15 protein-coding genes and 1 tRNA gene are annotated in these 20,162 nt (G+C 40.5%); 6 read left to right on the forward strand and 10 right to left on the reverse strand.

The features are described from left to right. Positions 1 to 417: 417 nt before the first annotated feature. Complete coding sequence (locus tag BCU94_RS08280; protein ID WP_102476118.1) at positions 418 to 1,104, forward strand: hypothetical protein; 687 nt, start codon at positions 418 to 420, stop codon at positions 1,102 to 1,104. Between the two features lie 642 nt (positions 1,105 to 1,746). Continuing rightward, positions 1,747 to 2,967 carry a DcaP family trimeric outer membrane transporter gene (locus BCU94_RS08285; RefSeq protein WP_241904979.1) on the forward strand — a complete coding sequence of 407 codons (1,221 nt, stop codon included), beginning with the start codon at positions 1,747 to 1,749 and terminating at the stop codon, positions 2,965 to 2,967. Between the two features lie 162 nt (positions 2,968 to 3,129). Here the strand turns inward: BCU94_RS08285 and BCU94_RS08290 are convergent, their stop codons facing one another. From BCU94_RS08290 to rmuC, 5 genes are all read right to left on the reverse strand, one after another. Beyond that, positions 3,130 to 5,214: a DUF3488 and transglutaminase-like domain-containing protein gene (locus tag BCU94_RS08290; RefSeq protein ID WP_102476119.1), complete on the reverse strand. Its 2,085-nt coding sequence runs from the start codon at positions 5,212 to 5,214 to the stop codon at positions 3,130 to 3,132. Further along, positions 5,211 to 6,329: a DUF58 domain-containing protein gene (locus BCU94_RS08295; RefSeq protein ID WP_102476120.1), complete on the reverse strand. Its 1,119-nt coding sequence runs from the start codon at positions 6,327 to 6,329 to the stop codon at positions 5,211 to 5,213. The genes BCU94_RS08290 and BCU94_RS08295 overlap by 4 nt, the downstream gene beginning before the upstream one ends. Before the next feature lie 17 nt (positions 6,330 to 6,346). After that, the gene (locus tag BCU94_RS08300) at positions 6,347 to 7,258 is read right to left on the reverse strand and encodes a MoxR family ATPase (RefSeq protein WP_102439756.1); all 912 of its coding nucleotides are present in this window, start codon (positions 7,256 to 7,258) and stop codon (positions 6,347 to 6,349) included. A 299-nt stretch (positions 7,259 to 7,557) separates the two neighbouring features. Continuing rightward, complete coding sequence (locus BCU94_RS08305) at positions 7,558 to 9,492, reverse strand: transglycosylase SLT domain-containing protein (protein ID WP_102439757.1); 1,935 nt, start codon at positions 9,490 to 9,492, stop codon at positions 7,558 to 7,560. Between the two features lie 206 nt (positions 9,493 to 9,698). Further along, positions 9,699 to 11,180 carry a DNA recombination protein RmuC gene (rmuC, locus tag BCU94_RS08310; RefSeq protein ID WP_102439758.1) on the reverse strand — a complete coding sequence of 494 codons (1,482 nt, stop codon included), beginning with the start codon at positions 11,178 to 11,180 and terminating at the stop codon, positions 9,699 to 9,701. Positions 11,181 to 11,375: 195 nt separating this feature from the next. Here rmuC and msrP point away from each other — a divergent pair, with 195 nt between their 5' ends. Together msrP and msrQ are read left to right on the forward strand one after the other, a co-directional pair. Further along, positions 11,376 to 12,410, forward strand: a complete 1,035-nt coding sequence (msrP, locus tag BCU94_RS08315; RefSeq protein ID WP_102476121.1) for a protein-methionine-sulfoxide reductase catalytic subunit MsrP — start codon at positions 11,376 to 11,378, stop codon at positions 12,408 to 12,410. Continuing rightward, positions 12,410 to 13,057, forward strand: a complete 648-nt coding sequence (gene msrQ / locus BCU94_RS08320) for a protein-methionine-sulfoxide reductase heme-binding subunit MsrQ (protein WP_102476122.1) — start codon at positions 12,410 to 12,412, stop codon at positions 13,055 to 13,057. Before msrP ends, msrQ begins: the two co-directional genes overlap by 1 nt. Positions 13,058 to 13,190: 133 nt before the next feature. Here msrQ and BCU94_RS08325 read toward each other — a convergent pair whose 3' ends face one another. From BCU94_RS08325 to BCU94_RS08340, 4 genes are all read right to left on the reverse strand, one after another. Then, positions 13,191 to 13,538, reverse strand: a complete 348-nt coding sequence (locus BCU94_RS08325; RefSeq protein WP_102439761.1) for a hypothetical protein — start codon at positions 13,536 to 13,538, stop codon at positions 13,191 to 13,193. A 343-nt stretch (positions 13,539 to 13,881) separates the two neighbouring features. Then, a tRNA-Pro gene (locus BCU94_RS08330) sits at positions 13,882 to 13,958 on the reverse strand. A gap of 199 nt (positions 13,959 to 14,157) precedes the next feature. After that, positions 14,158 to 15,948 (reverse strand): DUF3413 domain-containing protein, encoded by a 1,791-nt coding sequence (locus BCU94_RS08335; protein ID WP_102476123.1) that lies wholly within the window; start codon positions 15,946 to 15,948, stop codon positions 14,158 to 14,160. 76 nt (positions 15,949 to 16,024) lie between these two features. Then, entirely contained in the window at positions 16,025 to 16,243 is a 219-nt protein-coding gene (locus tag BCU94_RS08340) for a YejL family protein (protein WP_076536859.1), read from the reverse strand. A gap of 265 nt (positions 16,244 to 16,508) precedes the next feature. On the opposite strand from BCU94_RS08340, the gene yejK reads away from it, so the two are divergent. Together yejK and corA are read left to right on the forward strand one after the other, a co-directional pair. Beyond that, entirely contained in the window at positions 16,509 to 17,537 is a 1,029-nt protein-coding gene (yejK, locus tag BCU94_RS08345) for a nucleoid-associated protein YejK (RefSeq protein ID WP_102439763.1), read from the forward strand. Between the two features lie 200 nt (positions 17,538 to 17,737). Beyond that, positions 17,738 to 18,685, forward strand: coding sequence for a magnesium/cobalt transporter CorA (gene corA / locus BCU94_RS08350; RefSeq protein WP_102439764.1), 948 nt, complete (start codon positions 17,738 to 17,740; stop codon positions 18,683 to 18,685). A 102-nt stretch (positions 18,686 to 18,787) separates the two neighbouring features. On the opposite strand, the gene BCU94_RS08355 is transcribed toward corA, so the two are convergent. Next, positions 18,788 to 20,050, reverse strand: a complete 1,263-nt coding sequence (locus BCU94_RS08355) for a DUF3391 domain-containing protein (RefSeq protein WP_102439765.1) — start codon at positions 20,048 to 20,050, stop codon at positions 18,788 to 18,790. Positions 20,051 to 20,162 lie beyond the last annotated feature (112 nt).

Below are 20,162 nucleotides of genomic sequence, written 5' to 3' on the forward strand. Positions count from 1 at the left end.
TTGAATTTAGTTTATGAGTTAATTTTGGTGATTAATGATGAAATATTCAGTCCTTTGGCCATCAGTAAATGAATGTTGGTGTTGGCAACTCAAAATGAAAGGCGTTATGTTATAAATTTAGAGTAATGGGTGGCTTTATATTTTTGTCAAACCCTGTATTGGCCCAAAATGAATTAGGTTTTTTAGTGTGGGTGATCAAAGTAAGAATAAGTAAAGAAAACCCAACAACTTTCAAAACAAATGTCAAAATCCGCACAAAAAGCTATTACGTCATCGACACATAAAACCATATAACTTAACGAATATCTAGTTGATAATAGGAGGTAACAGTAAGGTAAACCATAATTATTTCATTGATATAGAATTATCATATAATGCTTTGAAGATAAATTTTTCAAATTAAAAATAGAGATTAATATGCCTTTTAAGCAGTATCATATTCACAATATTAGTATGTTTTTTCGTGCATGTATTACAGCTCAAACTAACACTTCAATAACGCCTTCAATCGCACAAAGAAAATCAACTGAGACTCTAGCTGTTAATTCATTACTGGCTTTATACCTTGGACTATTTACGTTATTTATGTGGTTCGAGCAATTCAGAATGCCTTATATTCACATGGAAAACTTAGAATTTTATTGGGAATTATTAAAATCAGGTCCTTTTTCTGATGCAGAAATGAACTATAGAGCAGTTGCTAAGCGTGAAATTGCTGACCTTTATATCTTGCAGTGGGCCCTCTTTGTATTAATACCTTTGTTCGCTTTAATCATTTTTGTCATTGCTCGGTCTAAACTTAAACAAATGCCAATGCATGAAGCTTCTCAAGGCGGAAAACTGCCCACATTCGGCAGAGTATTGGCATTATTTATTGAAGGTAAAGCGCAGTTTATAATGTTATTTGTGATTGGTTATAGTTTTTTTGCCACGTCAGCGTTTTCCCAATGGATGATAGATGCTGCCAAGGGCCATGCGGACTTCAACATTTATAGCTTGTTTTTTCCGTTAGCATCGTTACTGCTTGTCTGGCAGTTCATTCGACCTTTTGCCACTTACTATGTAATTACAATTAACAAAAACCGTAATCATGGCCTATCGTGATTAAACAGTCCTTATCCCCAAATCGTTGTCCAGCTCGCAAATTTCAAAGCGCGTGCGGGGTTAGGCCTCGGTATTCAACCTTCTTTGAAAATAATTTTTCAAAGAAGGTTGTAGTTCATTAATTAGCTCACCCACTCTAGCTTTATGTTATAACTTCAAAATAATGGATGGCTATATATTATTCAGCTCTTAAGCTCTATAAGATGCAATTAAAAAACAAATCAACCCAACTAATTAATCTTAACCTTCCTAAAATACCGCTTAACCAATCGTTGGTGAAACATAAGGTGTTTCATCGGCAAAGGTTGGTATAACAGCGTAATAAAATGTTCACTAAAAGCCTGAAAGTTATCAGCCAATCCCCAGTAGATTTACTTCTTTATTTAATAAGCGTTAGTCCACATTCTGGCATTAATGTCAAAATGCTACCGTTGTCACTTTAAATACAATTATGGAACCAAGATTTAACTTATTGGTTACAGCTTGGTTGTTTTTTCCAAACCCTATTGCAATCCTCGTTTTGGAATTCATTCCAGTTCTATGATCACATCATTGATTACACATAGTTTCTCTGTGAGGCACCTTCTTTAAAGCTTAATTATTAGAGAAGGTTTTTTTAACAATAAAAATAATGGTGATGTGATGAAAAAACGTTTATTTCGAAACAATAAAAACTCGGCAAATAGTCAATTTAATCATACCAAAATAGGATTGAATTTAATTGGCGTATTGATTGGGAGTGCGCTTTCTGTGACTGGTGCAAACGCGGCAGTTATTGAAAATACCGATGTACAATTTGGTGGTTACATTAAAGTCGACACCATGTTCAGTGATTATAGCCATGGTGCACCAGATTCAGGGTCTATTTCTAGGCAGTTTTATGTGCCTGGGACAATATATGGCGTAGAGGGTAACGGAAATCAGGTGGTCGATTTTCAGGCGAGAGAAACACGATTTAACTTTAAAACGATTACTGATATTGATGACCATAAGTTAACCGGCTTTATCGAACTGGATTTTATGACTCATGCTGACGGTAACGAACGAGTGTCCAACAGTTATTCGCCACGTATTCGTCATGCATTTGTGAGTTTTGATAATTGGACTGTTGGTCAATCATGGACCACTTTTCAAAATCCAGCCGCTTTACCTGAGAACCTCGATTTTGTTGGCGCTGCAGAAGGCACCCCATTTGTACGCCAAACTCAAATACGCTATACCAATGGCGGCTTTCAATTATCTGTAGAAAACCCTGAAACCACCTTAAATGGTTACCAAAGCCCTAGCCGAATTCTGAGCGGTAGTGGCATGGTACCTGATGTTGTTGCACGCTATAACTTCAAAACAGAGGCTGGTGCTAAATTGTCTGTTGCTGGTATTGCAAGGCACCTCAATATTGAAACTCGCATTAGCGATACTCAATTTGATGCAACGGCTTTGGGTTACGGCGTTAGTTTTAGCGGTATTTTACCCGTAGGTGCAGATGATATTAAATTTACTGCGACTTATGGTGAAGGTCTTGGCCGATATATGGCGCTCAATTATGTCAATGCGGGAGTTATCGATGCCGATGGCGATATTGAGGCGATTACCTCTTATGGTGGTTTTATTGCTTATCGCCATTGGTGGAATGACCAATGGCGTACCAGTGTGACAGCGTCAGCGTTTAGCGCGGATAATGATGTCAGCTTGATGGGCGAAAATGTTAATAAAGACTCATATTCTGGCTATGTGAATTTACTTTATTCACCAGTGAAACCATTAACTGTGGGTGTTGAATATATGTACGCTAAAAACAGTAAAGAAAACGGTATTGAAGGCGAACTTAATCGGGTGATGTTTTCTGCTAAATACGTGCTTTAGTTTACTTATAATTAGTGAGAATAGAGATATAGCGAGAACAGAGACATAGCATGAGCCTGACAGCAGTCAGGCTCGATTTTAAGTACGTTTACAGGCCGATAGTAAGTGCTAGTCTTGTTATATACTATGTTAAAAATAATCAAATGGCCTTTGATTACCACATTAATTCATTAAATTCCTTTTCAGCTTACTAAAGTAGCGTTTAAACAACCTTTGGTGCAAAACAACTTGTTTAGCGCTCAAAGGTTGATATTGCAAGGCTATAAAGTGTTCAGTCATTTTGTCAAAATTAGCCACCAGTTGTGGTTGCTGCTCACTAAATGCTTGCTGAATAAACTGGGCATAAGCTTGTGGTGGCATCGCATCACGTTGAAATCCTTTATTCGCAAGCTTTGCGCAAATAAGGTTATAGCGTTTGATGCAAGGATCTTGTTTGGGCTGCAGTTTAAACACGCCAGCAAAATAGGCAATGATAAGGGCAATGATGATAAAGCAGATGATCATCATAATAGCCACTTTACTGCTGCTGACATTGCCAAGGAGTTTGGCTAATACTTGTTGCTGGCGTTGCTCATCAAAACCCAGTACCCACACACTCCAGTAAAAATCGATGCTCGCCAGTTGCAGGCGAATATTGTTTAACCACGGAATATTTTTGACCTGTAAACTGGTAAATAGGCTGTCTTGTAAGTAACTGTCTTGGCCTGTAAACGTGGCATCAAAGCCATCTAGTACCCGCTCTGGGGCAATCATGGCGGTGGGGTCAAACCTTACCCAGCCTTGGCCTTCAAGCCAAACTTCAGTCCATGCATGGGCCATGTATTGATAGATGCTGTAATAACCGGCTTTGGGGTTATATTCGCCGCCTTGGTAACCGGTGACCATTCTGGCAGGTATGCCACTTGAACGGGCGAGAAATACTAGCGCTGAAGCGTAGTGGGAGCAAAAGCCTGCTTGGTTAGTAAATAAAAAGTCATCTACTTGCTGTTGGCCAAGCTTTGGCGGGCTTAAGGTGTAGTAAAAAGCCTGCTCAGCAAAGTAACCCATCATGGCATTGATGCGGGCTGCTGGCTGTGGGTAATCCTTAGCAAATTGGGCTGCCAACTGGCGAGTTTGTGGATTGCTATTATTAGGAATGGCCAAATTTATCTTGCTGATGTCTGGCGCGAGTTTGGCATCAAGAGCGCTACTTGGATAAGAGCTCACTTGGTAACTTAAGCGTTGATCAATGTTGCGCAGTGAGAATAGCCTAAAGTCGGATAACTCGACAATGTGCTCAGATTGACTAAAAGCCTGATCTAAACCAAACAACCATTTTTGATAGGTCGGCTCGGTGATCACTTGATAATTTAATGGCGCCGCAAGACCTGCAGCATTGGGCTTAGCGCGCTTAGGTTTATTGCCATAGGCGCTACGTTGTTCATTTTTACGATAAGGCGACTGACTCCAGCGCTGACCATCGTAGTTTTCCATGACCAGTGTGCGCCAATACAGTTGCTCATTGCTAATGAGTTGCTGCTTATCGGTGTTATTGAGTTCATTTTCAAAACCGACTCTAAATGCCAAATTCGGCGAGCGGGTTAACTTACTAATATCCCCTAATGCAATTTCATCTGACAGGCCGGTAGTAGCATTTTTCATGCTGGGGGCTAACCACAATGGTGGCAGCCTTGGAAACACCACAAAAAGCAGTATGGCTAAGGGTAGGCTTTGGGCAAATAATTTCACCCCGAAGCGAAAGTTTACCTTGCGACTTGAATGCTGATAAATGCTGATTAACACACAGGTATTAATGATGACGACAAAGCTCAGTTGCAGGGTGTCGAGTATGGATTGACGATCTAATAGCGCAAAACCGATTAAGAAAAAGCCCACCAAAACCACGACTTTAACATCGCGCACTTGGCGCATTTCGATGTATTTAAGGGCATAGCCTAGCAGGAGCAAATTGACTAATGCGTTAAGTAAACCAATTTCCTGTGACACTAAAGCCAAGGTGACAGCGGCGCCAATGGCTAGCCCTGTGACTAATACTTTAGGAGGCGCCGCTACCTTGCCAAGGTAAATTCCCACACGCCACACAAAGCAAATGGCGCAAATGCCGATGCTCCATAAGGTGGCATGCTGGTATAACGGTGATAGCACCAATACATTGGTAATTAATAACCAAAAGAGGGTATTACGACCAATGTTCTCATTAAATGGATCATTTAACTGATGTTTTAACGCCTCTGAGCCTTGGGTCATTTTCTGTTCCCCACTGGGTGTTTATCAGTAAATGCTGACGTTGACTCAGGTGTAATTGTTGACTCAGGTGTAACTCTTGGTTCTGTTGTAATTGCTGGCTTAGCTACTGAACCATAAAGCGCAATCATTTGCTGACATTGTTTTCTGTGTGACTCGCCACTGTCTTGTTCGATAATTTGCTGGTTTAATGCCAAGCCAAAAACTTGCTGCGATTGAGATAAGGCGTTGACTTGCCACGCCAGCTTACTGAGTTTTTGTTCAAGACTATCACCGAGGGTGTCGTCTAAACTTAGCCACACCGGTTTGCCTTCAGGTTGGGCAAATTCTTTTGTTAGCATTCCGCGCCCTTGTGCCCATTGCTTCCACGCCACTTGTTTAAGTGACTCACCTTCAACGAAGGTTTTAAGGCCTTTATAGTCATCAACCCCTGGTTGTAATTTACCGTGTTCAAATTCGGTTTGATTGTCATTATCTAAACTGGTTAAAGATACATGGGTGGCCAGCGGCGCGGCATAAATAATATGCTGGATATTTAAATCCACATAGGACCAAGTGTTAAATAACCCCAGTGGGAAACTGGATGAGACGCGAATTCTACCGGGGTTAACTAGGCCTCTGGATTGCGCGGTACAGCTGACGCTGGTATCGACGCCTTCAGCGACATCGGTAATGCGGCTATGGCGCTCATTAGGTAGATTCAAGCAAATTTGTTGGTGGCTGGTTTGGCTGTTGTCTTTGTTGATTTTACTGGATAATACAATCGGAAAGGCCAAGTTTTGGTTGGCATAAGTCTCAGGCGGGGTTAATGCTGTTAAGGTTAAACCTGCAAGATTTTTATAGCTGTAAATAATGCAACTATGGAACACACTGGCCAGCAATAAACTTAAGCCGATCACCAAATTGTTTTGATAGTTGGTGCCAAATAAATACAGCACCACTATCAGCACAAACCAAGCGACGCCAAAGCCACTGGGTAAAATAAAAATACTTTTATGGCTTAAGGTAATTTGTTTGTTCGCCGGTATTCGCTTATCTAGCCACTTTGACCAGCGCTGCTTAATCGCGGCGGGGATCAAGCGTGAATACCATTTTTTTGCTGCCTTGGAATTATTCATCTGCAATTAATTTCTGCTTAGCTTATTGGGTTAACGCGTGCGAGAATTTGATCTGACAGCGCTTGCCCCTGCAGTTGGCTATTGGTTCTTATGCGGTGCTCTGCTACGCAATGAAATACGGCCTGAATATCTTCTGGTACCACATAATTACGATGATTTAATAGCGCCCAGGCTTTAGCTGCGTCTAGCAGTGCAATACTGGCCCGAGGCGATAGCCCATTGCCATCGATTTGCTGACGAGAGTATTGGGCAAGATTGATCAAATACTTAAGCACAGCATCAGAGGCACTGACTTTTTGTACTTGTTGTTGCAAGCTCATTAGCTCGGTTGGGCTTAAGCATTGTGTGAGCGGCGGGGCATCGCTGCGCTGATGTAGTCCTTTTAGCATGGCTAACTCAGCATGTTCATCTGGGTAGCCAATAGAAATGCGCATCATAAAGCGGTCAAGTTGCGATTCAGGCAGCGGGAACGTCCCTGATTGCTCAATGGGGTTTTGGGTAGCGATAACAAAAAAAGGCTGTGGCAATGTGTGTGTTTCACCATCAATGGTGATTTGTCTTTCTGCCATGGCTTCAAGTAAGGCACTTTGGGTTTTAGGGCTGGCGCGGTTGATTTCATCGGCTAATAACATTTGATTAAAAATCGGTCCTGGGTGAAATTCAAACACTTGATTTTGTTGCTGGTAAATGGATACCCCTAGAATATCAGCGGGTAACATGTCACTGGTAAATTGAATACGTTGATAGCTCATGCCCAGTGAGGTGGCTAAGGCCTGAGAAAGACTGGTTTTACCCATGCCAGGTAAATCTTCAATCAGTAAATGACCTTTAGCTAGAATGCAGGCTAGCGCCAGTTTGATTTGCTCAGGCTTACCTAATAATACCGTTTCTAATTGGCTTAACAGCGATTGTAGTTTTGTTGCTGACACTAAACACTCCGTTAGTTAACAAAAAGGGCCTAATTAAGCTATTTTGCTAACAAATACATCGAATGGCTTACGTTAACCTGCCAAAGATAATAAAGGAAGATATTCAGAGATAAAAAATGATAGCTAAACTCTGTGATGAGTTTAACTATCGTGGCAGTGAGTTATCGGTTTCGAACACTACTCACGACAGCCTTAGTAAGTCTTAAGCGGCGTTAAAGTGGCTAAGCTATTAAGCTAAGGCTAATGGCTATTGGTTAATGACAAAGTGACCAATAAACACATTGCCGCCGTCAAATCTATCAGTAAGCAAACTTGCGTTCGGCTTCGCTGAACATAGGGGCATCGCGACCCTCTTGTTGCTGATAGATCATTCTATAGCTCAGTACGGCTTGCACATATTCCCGGGTTTCCTTAAAGGGAATGGTTTCGATAAAGCTCATGACATCCAGTTTTCCGTCAGACTCTTTTAACCAACGGGTGACCCTGTGGGGGCCGGCATTATAGGCTGCTGTGGCGAGCACGCGATTTTGATCAAACTGTTTGAGCAATTGGCCGTAATAAGCGCTACCAAGTTGAACATTATAATTTACCTTATATAGGTCATTTTTATTGTTAAATTTGAGCTTATTTTTTCGGGCGGTTTCTTTTGCTGTTGCGGGCATGAGTTGCATTAATCCGCGCGCACCCACACCCGAGGTGGCATAAGGGTAAAACGCACTTTCGCGGCGGGCGATTGCGCGTATTTCATCTATCTCAACCTGATATTTTTTACTGGCTTGTTCAAATTCGTTTTGGGCGGCGTTAGGAAAGCGCAATTGCAAACTATTCCATTGTCTGGCTTGTATGCTGGCTTCGACGCTATAATCAAACCAGCCATTTTTAAGGGCGAGTAGGCCATATTCAGCCTTCATCGCGGTATCATGGCGGCGCAGCAAATGAACCCATTCACTGCGAGCATCGCGGGTTTTATCGATGGCAATCAATTCGATAATTCTGGCAAGCCCTGGGTCATCATGAAGTTTTTTGGCAAGCAGTGGCGATGACTGTAACTTGTCATTATTTAACGCCAGCGGGGCCTTTATGGATTGGGCGGCGTAAAAACCATAAAAATTACGTGCTTGGCTAAGTTGCTTCGTTATCTTGTCTGCTTGGGTTTTATCTGTGGTTTTATTTATGCGTGCGCTCCAATACTGCCAGCGAGAGTCATCAATGACATCATCACTGAGTAAGGTTAGATAGTGTTTGATTGCTTTTGTATCTTGCGCTGCGATTGCCCAGCGCAAACGAATTTGAAATAAGTCATCAGAGTCTAAAATCGGTAAGCTTGCATCAATGTGTTCCAGTAAATCAGCTTCTTTTCTGATTAATGCTCGGCGGACAATATAACGATTAAGTTGTTGGCCTTTGATGGCATTAAAACGGTTAGCTTTATCATATTTCTTATATAATTTTACCGCTTGTTTTAAGTCTTTTCTGGCAAGTTTTCTGAGCCCAACATTAACAATATCCGCCACAATGGGCGTTTTAGAAGAAAACTTTTTGGTATTACGTAGGCTGTTGGGATCGCGATAAACTGAAATTAGTAAATCGGCCTCAGCTTTATTTTTGGTGATTTTTCTGGATAGGTATTGGGTTAAGCCATATTGGTTTTCATTAAAACTAAGTAACATTCTTGACCAAATTAATGCTTGGGTTCTTTTACCGGCCTTGGTCCATTGACTAAATAACACATCACAAGCCTTGGGGCGTGAGCGACCATAAAGCCACAGTTTTTCAGCGCCGTCATAAGCGATGTTGTTATTGCCTTGAGATAATTGAGCGCGGTAATAGTAACACTGCAAGGTGACATCATTAGGGGCGTTAGGTGAGATGGCTAAAAAGTTTTGCCACTGCTTTTTCTCGCCAGCATTTTTCAAATAGCGATAACGTAAGCCGTTATAAAGCGGAGTGGTATTAAACTGCTCGATGGCTTTATGGGCCTGAGTTCCACTCATTTTTATAATGTCGGCTACTTGCTCATGGTAATCAAGGTAGACAGTTAATGGGTAATCACCCAACTGCTTACGTAGCTTTTGGTATTGGTTGAGCTGTTGTTTATCTAGCGCTTTGCGGGCATCAAGATACAATTGTTGCTGGGGGCTTAAACTTGATTCTTCAGCATGGGCGAGATTAACGCTAGCTGACAGCCACAATAACCCTTGAAAAAATACAAAACTAACCAATATGTTGCGCATAATAATGAGAATCTCCGCCTCAGTACGACATCTTTTGCGAACCAAACTGTTTGAATCTAATTAATAAATAGTATCTATTAAGCTGCATTATCAATATTAGCCAAGTGTCTATTTTTGCTTAAGGTGTTGCCACCTCAAGCCAAAGAATAGTGCAATTAGCTATAATTGCTCATAAAAATTGCTCATAAAAACTGAATTAAAACCGCTTATGACTCTTTAGAGTCATCTAAGGCTTTATTTATTAATTGAGGATCAAGGTTTTTACTGGTTTCAACGCCCAACTTTTGCATAACATGGGCTTGCCTTATTAAATTACCTTTACCTTGGGACAGTTTATTCATTGCTTGCTGGTAGGCTTTATCGGCAGTGTCTAAAGCGCGGCCAAGTTTATCCATGTCGTCAACATAGCTGCATAATTTATCGTAAATTTTACCTGCTTGGGCTGCGATACTTTGGGCATTTTGGTTTTGGTACTCATAGCGCCAAATATTGTTAATGGTGCGCAGTGCTACTAATAAGTTGGTTGGACTGACTAACATAATATTATGATCGAGGGCGAAGTTCACTAAGCTAGGATCTGACTCCAGAGCCAGTAAAAATGCAGGTTCTATTGGAATAAACATTAATACATAGTCGAGACTTTTTAGGCCGTGTAGCTTGTGATAGTCCTTATGGCTTAGGCCTTTAATGTGTTGACGAATAGATAAAGCCAGCTCTTTTATCGCTTGTTGCTGTACTAGCTCGTCTTCACTATTAAAGAAGCGCTCGTAGGCAATTAATGACATTTTGGCATCAATCACCACATCTTTTTGTTCAGGAAGGTGAACGATGACATCAGGTTTAAAGCGCTTACCTTGATCGTCTTTTAAATCTTGCTGAGTATGGTATTCATGGCCTTCACGTAGACCACTTTCTTGTAGGACCCGCTCAAGGATGACTTCACCCCAATTACCTTGCTGCTTGTTATCGCCTTTGAGCGCCTTAGTAAGATTGACTGCATCTTGACTCATTCGCAAATTAAGTTCTTTGAGTGCATCAAGTTGATGTTTAAGGGCGCTGCGTTCAGTTTGCTCCTGGCTATAGGATTCTCTAACTTGTTGTCTAAAGCCTTCTAGCTGCTGTTTTAATGGCCCAAGCACGCCATCCATTTGGCTGACATTTTGCTTTTTAAAGTTTTCTGACTTCTCCTCGAAAATACGATTCGCCAGATTTTCAAATTGCAGTTTTAGTCTTTCTTCGGCTGATTCTAGTAAGGCGATTTTGTCATTTAAAGCGGTTTTTTCGATATTAGCCTGCGCTTGAATGCTTTGTTGAATCGCATTAGATTTAGACAGTGCTAGCTGGGTTTCCATGAATTTACGCTGGCCATCGTTTAACTGTTGTTCTAGTAATGGCACTCTTTCGGCAAAGGCTTCCATTTTAGCTAATTGACCAATCAATGACTCGAGCTTATTTTGAGTGAGCATTAGCGCATCTTGTTTGTCATCAATTTGCTCTGTAAGTGATTGCTGTTTAATTTCAAATTCAGCAGTTAATTGGCTCATTTCTTCAGCAATGCGTTGTCTGTGTTGCTCCCAGCGCTGACGGGTTAATCGCTGATTAAGTAGTGCGCCAATTAGAAGAGATAAAAAAGCGACGGCGGCTAAAACGATAATTTCGGGGATAGTTAAACTTGTAGGAAATGTCATGCAAAAAACCTGCAAAAAATGATGCTTAAGATTCTCATGCAGGGCAGTACACTGCAAGGCTCAAAAGGACTAATTAATACTTAAGCGCTTAATTATTAAACTCAAAACATCAAAATAGTAAACTTTTTGAAATTTTAACGCGTATTAGACTGTCTACTATTTATATCAAATGATAATAATTGAATGAGGTGACCTATGGTGTCAAAGAAAGGTTTTTTCAAAGGCATTGCCAACCCACCATCATGGGCATTAAAAGAAAATCAAGTCACTCCAGAAACGGTGTTTCGGGATCGACGCAATATCGTTAAAGCCTTGGGGCTAGGCTCGCTCGGGGCTAGCTTGCCGGGGCAAGTGCAGGCGGGTTTGTTCGATTTATTTGGCAGCGACGATAAACCTGCGTTTGCGGTGCAAGGTATTGATTATACAAAGCCTAGCCGCTTTCAAATCAATGATAAATTAACCCCAGAAGATAAAATTACCCGTCACAATAATTTCTATGAATTTGGCACTAATAAACAAGACCCGTTTGAAAATGCGCAATCATTTCAAGTTAATCCCTGGGAGCTTAAAATAGAAGGCTTAGTGGATAAACCGTTAACCTTAGATTTGAACGACTTAACCAGTAAATTCGCCCTTGAAGAACGTATTTACCGCTTAAGATGTGTAGAGGCGTGGTCAATGGTGGTGCCTTGGGTAGGGTTTTCACTGGCTGAGTTATTGAAAATGGCAGGGGTATCTAATAAGGCAACTCATGTGGCCTTTGAGACCTTGTTTGACCCTGACCAAATGCCAGGGCAGCGAAATCGTTTAATGGGCGGCGGGATACATTACCCTTATGTAGAAGGGGTAACCATTGCTGAAGCCATGAATGAATTGCCATTTCTTGCCGTAGGCTTATATGGTAAAACCTTGCCGCCGCAAAATGGTGCGCCAGTGAGGTTAGTTTTACCTTGGAAGTATGGCTTTAAGAGTATTAAGTCCATCGTTAAAATTCGCGTTACCGATAAACAGCCACCTACCAGTTGGAATCAATTAGCGCCAAGCGAATATGGTTTTTATGCCAATGTGAATCCGCAGGTTGATCATCCTCGTTGGTCTCAGGCCTCTGAGCGCAGTATTGGTGAAGGAGGCTTGTTTTCAGCCAAACGAATTCCAACACAAATGTTTAATGGTTATGGTGAGTCTGTGGCTGGTTTATATAACAATCTCGATTTGAGGAAGTATTATTAATGCGCTTAACCCCGGGTGGTTTATTGTGGTTAAAAGGGCTTTTACACCTTAGTTTTATCTTACCGGTTGTTTATTTAATTATGCTGGTATTGACCGATAATGCTGGTGGCGATCCGGTGCAATATATTATTCATTTTACCGGTATGGGCGCGATAAATGCTTTGGTGGTGACCTTAATGATCTCACCACTGGCTAAGCTGACTAAACAAGGCTTGTTATTGCAAACAAGGCGGCTAGTGGGTTTATATGTATTTGCCTATGCTTGTCTACATATTAGCGCCTTTATCAGTTTAGATTTGCTGTTTGCGTGGGGCTTTTTAGTTGAAGAAGTCATTAAACGGCCTTACATTTTAGTCGGATTTAGCGGTTTTATTATTGCATTATTACTTGCGGTGACCTCTTTTAAAGCATTAAGGCGCAATATGGGCAGGCGCTGGCAATCATTACATAATTGGATTTATGTGTTAGCGATATTGGCGCCGTTTCATTTTTACTGGTCGGTCAAATCTGAGATTATTGAGCCGAGTATTTATATTGCTGTGATAGCGTGCTTGTTATGGCTAAGAAGACGCCAAATTAGTCACTGGTTAATGCCGAAATCAAAATTGAAACCGAAAATTAATACGAATGCTAAAAGCCAAACCTGAATATTTAAGGTTTTTGAGTAGTTGAATTTTGAACGCTTAAGCTTAAAGGCTATAAGCTTGAAGATTTAGCTGATGACATAAAAATACCGGCAAAGTGTCGGTATTTTTATGGCTAGCATTTATTGAAAATCATTTATCTAAATAAGCTTTGTTTGCTTCTAGCTTGTTTTACTAAGCCATTGACCGAGTAACTGGCAAATAGACTAAATAACATTACCCCAGTCATAATCGCAGCAAGGCGCAGCCAAGGTTGCTCCATGGCTATTCGTAGATCAATATATTGAACAGTGCTTACGCCCCATACCCCGATAGTGCCTAATACCAAGCCGATTTGGATTATTCGGTTTAAAAAGTTGTTTTTAAAAGCCAAAAGTAATGGCATCACTGCACAAATTATTGCTAATGGCATTTGAGCGTAACGCAAAAAGTGTGCGCCAAGTAACATGTACGCTAAGGTGATTAATAGTACGCGCCACCGCATAGGGATTCTCCGAAAAGCTGACAATTGCTTAATGAACTTCTTAAGCAAGGGTGTTGAAAGATGACGCAATATAACCGATTTGCTAATGCAAATTTCTAATCTCTATCACATATTCAATAGAGAATAGTTCTTTAGGTGACAAAGCTTGCCGAAAGCGCTGAAAGTGAGATTTAAGGATTAAATCTAGGCTTGGGATTATGTGGTGATATTGTCATTGTATGGCAAGCACAGATGAAGTTATTAAGGTAATTTAAGCCTCTGAGCTTAATAATGAGTATTGATTTTATGTGTTATTTAGGCAAACGAGAAACTTAAAGAAGGGGTAACGCTAAAGCAGAAGAATTGGTCGGGATAACAGGATTTGAACCTGTGATCTCTTGTCCCCCAGACAAGCGCCTTACCGGACTAGGCCATATCCCGAACGTCATTCTTTAGCTAGATTACCTAGAAGGTATTTGCGCCGCAACAATAAAATGCAAAATTGAATTTAAATGATTAATAAACAGGCATTTGCTTTGTGGCTTTTACATCTTTAGTTATCTTTTGCTTGGAAAATAGGCAATATTTTCTGACGATTAAACCGAGATTGAGTTAAATAGCATCAACCACGGTTCAATGGTTATTTATTGTAAAGCCTTCGACCTTCGCGCATGACCTGAATTAGCTCAGGAGCACTGAGTTTTCGCTTAAGACGTTTTTTGTAGTCGATATCATAAATTCGATATTTTCCATGTCTGCCTAGAACCGTAATCTCATCTTGTTGGTATATTGCAAAGGTGCTGCTATCACCGATATAGACCCAGCTCTTCTCACTGGGTTGTAATAGGTTGTATCCAGAGCTGTAATCGGTGATCGGGTTATTACAATGCAGTGCTTGCCCCATGATTGTCGGTACTACGCCATAGTGGCTAGTACGATAATTTACGGTATCAGAGGTTGTTTTAGGCCAATGCATGACAAAGGGCACTTTGACATTAGCAGGTGAAAGATCCTGATTAACTTCACGAGGATTACTACTGAAAATTTGCCCATGGGTACCGGTGACAATGACTAAGGTTTGATCATCAAGGTTAGTAAGCAGTTGTTGTATTTGCTGATCGATAAAGAATAGCGACTGCCTGTATTGGTTATATAGCACTTTTTCAGCAGGTTTTAAGCTTAGATGGGGCTTAACAGTTTCAATGCCTAAAAAGCCAATTGGGGTGTCATAGTGCTTAGTGGCAGATAAGTTTACCAATGAAAACCACGGTGAGGCTTGCTGAGCTTGCCATTGAATAAATAGCTCAGTATTTTTGATGTCGGTTTGCGCGCTGCCAATATCGCTATGGCTTAGGTGCATATCCATACCGTCAAAAATGGCATGGTTGGCTAATTCGTCGGCATTGTCTTGGGGCATAAATACCGCTTGATGATAGCCTTGTTCTGACAATACTTGGGTTAATACTGGCGCAGTATGCTCGAACGCTTTTTTATCACTATAGCTCCCTTGTAAGCCATAAAGTAAGGCAAACATACCGGTATTAAATTGGTTGCCACCACTAAAGTGTTCAGTGAATTGCTTATTTTGCAGCTGATACTGGCTGAAAAACGGCATTGTTGCCGAGTTCATCATATCAGCTCTTAAACCGTCAACCGAGACGATTAGGATATTTTGTTGTTTTTGCGCTTTGCATTGCAGCGCAGCTATTGGGTAATTCAGTTGTTTTGATTTTGTTTGATAGGTCTTATCTGGCGCAGTGGTGCCTTCAATACCATGACTTTCCATAAATGAACGTGCCGTTGCCGGATAAGACAATGGCATGGTGTCATCAAAACGGGTAATTTGAATGACATCATTAGCATCTGCCCAAATATGGATAACATGACTACTGACAAAACAAATACCGATAAAGGCTATGACTTTATTACCTAACTGCTTTTTCTCTATTTTTTCAATTCGTTTCCACAGAAAATTCGCGGCTGTGAGCTCAATTAAAATAATGCCGATAGGAGTAGCAATATAAGAGGTGTTACCTAATAGGGCATTGAGATCTGACCAGGCTAAGTCAAAAGCGAATGGACTTAAGTGAATACCATAATCATCAAATATTACGGTGTCATAAAGTAAAATACATAAGCCGAGGGTTGCGATTAAGGCAGCATAACCCCGTAGGATTTTTGAATAAGGTAGTAATAATGTGGCAGGAAAAAGAAAAACGACGTAAACAATAAAAGCCAAAAAGCTAAAATGACCAATACTGCTAATGGCTAAGTAACCCCAACCTATGAGGGTTTCAGGGTAACCCACACTACTGAGGTATCGCGTTCCCACAATAATGGCTAACAAGCCATTAAAGAAGGCAAACCAGTGGCCCCAGTTAACAAGACGTGACACTTTGTCACGGGTCATTTGTTTTTTGCGCTCAACCATGCGGTATCGTTTTCCTAATTCGTATTAATCAAAAATAACAGGATAATTGATTAATTTAAATGCCTTTTAATGATACTTAACTGGTTTTTACAGATTGAGCCAAGGCTTTAGCGAATTGCTCTGCTACTGCTTGACGAGATTCACTGGGTACCTTGTTTTCCAATAAGTGAGAAACGCAGTTACCTAGCACCATCAAGCTTAAATCTGTAGGCGCTTGATGCTTATTCAGCACTGCTAATAGCTCAGAAATTAATGCTTCAACTTGGGTGTTGGTGTATTTAGATTGGATAGCCATATTCGAAATCGTTCAAAAAGTAATGAATTAGCACGTGATTATATCGGATTTAAAGCTGATACGCTGCAAGTTTCTGTTGCTGGGTGTTAGTGATTATGGGGTTTATAGCTGGTGTTTTCTAAAGCGGACAGAACATCAGTTTAACCCTTGGATCTCAGGAGATGCATTTGACGTAATTTGACGGTTTTATTTTTAGATTTTTGAACACGGTCTGTTATGATATCTACCGCTATTTCGCTTCCATCACAAAGATCAGTTAGGGCTTATGAGCATTAATATCGAACAAGCAATTATCCATGAAATTTCTCAAGATAGTCAGGGGCAACTAAGTTGTCGTTTAAGACCTCAGCCACTATTAAATAGCAGCGCCGTAGAAGCGATGTTAGAAGAATTACACCAAACCTATACCGGTAAAGCGGGTAAAGGTTTTGGCTTTTTTGGAACCCACGGCGAAGATGGCGAAGCAAACCCCGCTTTTTCTGATGCATTAAGTGAATACCGCAGTGGTGAATTAGGCTTTGTTGAGTTTAGCAGTGCTGCCAGTAAGCTTTTACAAGAAGAACTCGCTAAATATGATTTTAGCCAAGGCGGTTTTTTATTAATGTCTTGCTATACCAACATGACTAGCGATTATTTGTTTGTCGCCTTGCTTAATGCCAAGCCTTCAATGACGGTACTTGATGATATGGAGTTGTCGCAAAATAATCATCTTGATTTAACTAATGTCCAACTTGCCGCCAGAATTGATTTAACCGAATGGCAAGCAGACAAAGCTTCACGTAAATATATTTCATTTGTCAGAGGCCGCGCGGGCCGAAAAGTGGCAGACTTCTTCCTTGATTTTATGGGCTGTGTTGAAGGGGTAAATACGAAAGCGCAAAATAAAACCCTTATGCATGCAGTTGAAGATTTCGTAGCTAGCAGCGAATTAACCAAAGATGAACGTCAACAGTGCCGCGACAAGGTATTCGAGTATTGTTCAGAAAGAGCTGATGAAGGCGCTGATATTGAAGTCAAAGATTTAGCGGATGAACTTGCCGACTCTGGTATGGATTCGTTTTATGACTTTGCCTGCGGTGGATCTTATGAACTTGATGAAGAGTTTCCAGCAGATAAGGCCAGTTTACGTACCTTGAAGAAGTTTTCAGGTACCGGTGGCGGGGTAACATTAAGTTTTGATGGCGGCCATTTAGGTGAGCGAGTTATCTATGATCCTATTTCGGACACGATTTTGATTAAAGGCGTGCCTGCAAATTTAAAAGATCAATTAGACCGTCGCCTAAAAGGTGAATAAAGCAACGATTTACAATTAAAGTGTCCAAATGGGCACTTTTTTTTGCACTTAATTTAAAGATTTAACGATTTCAGCACATTATTTAGGGGATTTGGCTATTTTTACATTTTTATCATGGCAATGTGTGTTCTTTTTAGTACACTAGCCAGCAAACTTAACCTATTGTCAGTGGACGAGAAATCGACCACATTGGGGGATACATGATTACTGCCTATGTTTATGAAAATCGCAAGTTAACTGTTCACGAATTAAATGTTCGAGACAGTATTCCCGATCGAACATTGTGGTTAGATATGTTTAAACCCAATGATGATGAAAGGGAATGGCTAAGTCGGTTTTCGGTAGAAGAAGTACCCGAAGAAGAAGACATCAATGAGATTGAAGCATCAGCTCGTTTTTTCCAAAGTAAAGATGGCTTACACATCAATTCATTATTCCCCCAACGTGTAGGATCAGACGTTAGAGGCATTAACGTTTCTTTCAATTTACGTAAGGATTTTTTGCTGACGATACGTGAAGAGGATATCGGTTTAATTCGCTTGCTGCGTAACTACTTACGCTTAGGTCGCTTAGATGTCAGCTCTCCTCAGGGGTTAATGCTGGAACTTTTCACCCTTAAAGTCGATTACCTGTCTGATTTAATTGAAGATGTATATTCAGTGCTTGAAAGTGTCGGCGAGCAAGTGTTCGAAGACCAAGAATTAGATGATGTGTTTAAACTCATTACCTTACAAGAAGATTCAAATGGTAAAATTCGCTTAAGTTTGCTCGATACTCAGCGGTCTTTACGTTATATCCAACGTTATTATCGCGAACATTTATCTGAAGAAAATATTAAAGATTTGCGTGAAATGCTATCTGATATTGAGTCATTGATGCCCCACAGCCAATTTATTTTTGATAAGTTAAACTTTTTGCTGGATGCGGCGATGGGCTTTAGTGGTATACAACAGACTAAAATTATTAAGATATTTTCGGTTGCAGCAGTAGTGTTTTTACCGCCAACGGTTATTGCCAGTAGTTATGGAATGAACTTTACCAATATGCCTGAACTAGATTGGCGTTTTGGTTATCCCATGGCCATAGGAATGATGCTCGCGAGCGCCGCAGGTACGTATTTCTTCTTTAAACGTAAAGGCTGGCTATAGCGCTTTTATAAAGCTGATGACTTTAAAGCCATTAACGCAACCGTTAATGGCTTTTTTTTGTTGGGTCGATGCTGATGTTAAAACGCAAACTCAGCTATTCGATTATGCATTGCCAATGGCATAACTTATGTTTTCTCTTGGGCTTAGGTACTTGAAGATTTTTTCGGGTAATGCAGAAGCTGGCAAACAGCGCACAATGCTGATGTCTTCTTTTTCTAAATCAATAATTGGTGCTTGCTCTTTTGGTACGATAGGGTCGTAGAGCATAATTTGCGGAAATAATATCTTGTTTAAATTTACTGACATTACCATGCCAAACTGACCACTTGAAAGCTCGATGAGGCTGCCCGGTGGATAAACACCGATAGTTTTGATGAGCTTACCAACGTACTCAGGGTTAAGTTTACTTTTATAATTTTTGTAAAGTAGCCCTAAAGAAGCATAAGGGGTTTTAGGTTTTGATAACTTAGTACCGTTACACAAGTTATCGTACTCATTAATAACACTTATTAGTTGCGAGTATTTGTCTAACTGATCGCCTTTTAGGCCTTTGGGGTAGCCAGAGCCGTCAAGGTACTCATGATGATTAGTAATCATGGGTTTAGCCTGTTCAGGAAAGCTGTCAGCTAATTTTAAAAAGTTGAGGCTCATCAAAGAATGCTGTTTTAATAAGTTCTTTTCCGGCGTCGTTAGCGGCAATTGTTTGCTCAAAATATTACTGGGGATTTTTAGTTTCCCCAGATCATGAAATAACGCACCAAGGCCTATAAGTTCAATTTCATCACGAGGCCAGTTTAAGTTTTTAGCCAGCATCATACACATTGTCGACACATTGAGTGAATGATGGAAAATGACATCATTGGGCTTTGCATCAGTCATTAAATGCAGCACCAAATCATCAGAACTCAATAGCATATTGGTCATGTCTGTGATCATTTCTTTTGCATCACTGACCGAATTTAAAGGGCGACTGCCAAGCTTTGATACGCTTGAGCGCATCATGGCGATAGAACGCTCAAATTGCTGTTCGGTTTTTTTCAAATTGCGGCGTAACTTTTTTTGGGCATCGATTTGAATCTGTTTGTAAGATTCCATTTTAGCTTTAATCTGTTTTAGCTCCTCAGGATCAACCACTGTACTAGCGTTTTTATTCGCTGAGGGTTTTAAGTCAATTAACCCTAAATCACTGCGCTCGGCGTCATAATAAATATCGTTAATATTGAGGCTTTTAAGTAATTCAATTTGTGACTGGGATTTTAGTTTGAAATTACTAAATAAAAATGGGTGATCTTTCCATGAAATAGGTAGTCGAATGAAATGACCTACCTGAAGCTGATTAATTGAAATTTTTATGTTTTTGTTCATAGATTAAAAGAGTATCACCTGATTTATTGTTTTATTTATAGCGGTTATGTGGATGCACTTTGCAGTGCAAAACATTCCGTGGCAGCATAATATCATTACAATATTAAAAAGT

The sequence above is a fragment of the Shewanella sp. 10N.286.52.C2 genome, from assembly GCF_002874545.1.
Classification (GTDB): domain Bacteria; phylum Pseudomonadota; class Gammaproteobacteria; order Enterobacterales; family Shewanellaceae; genus Shewanella.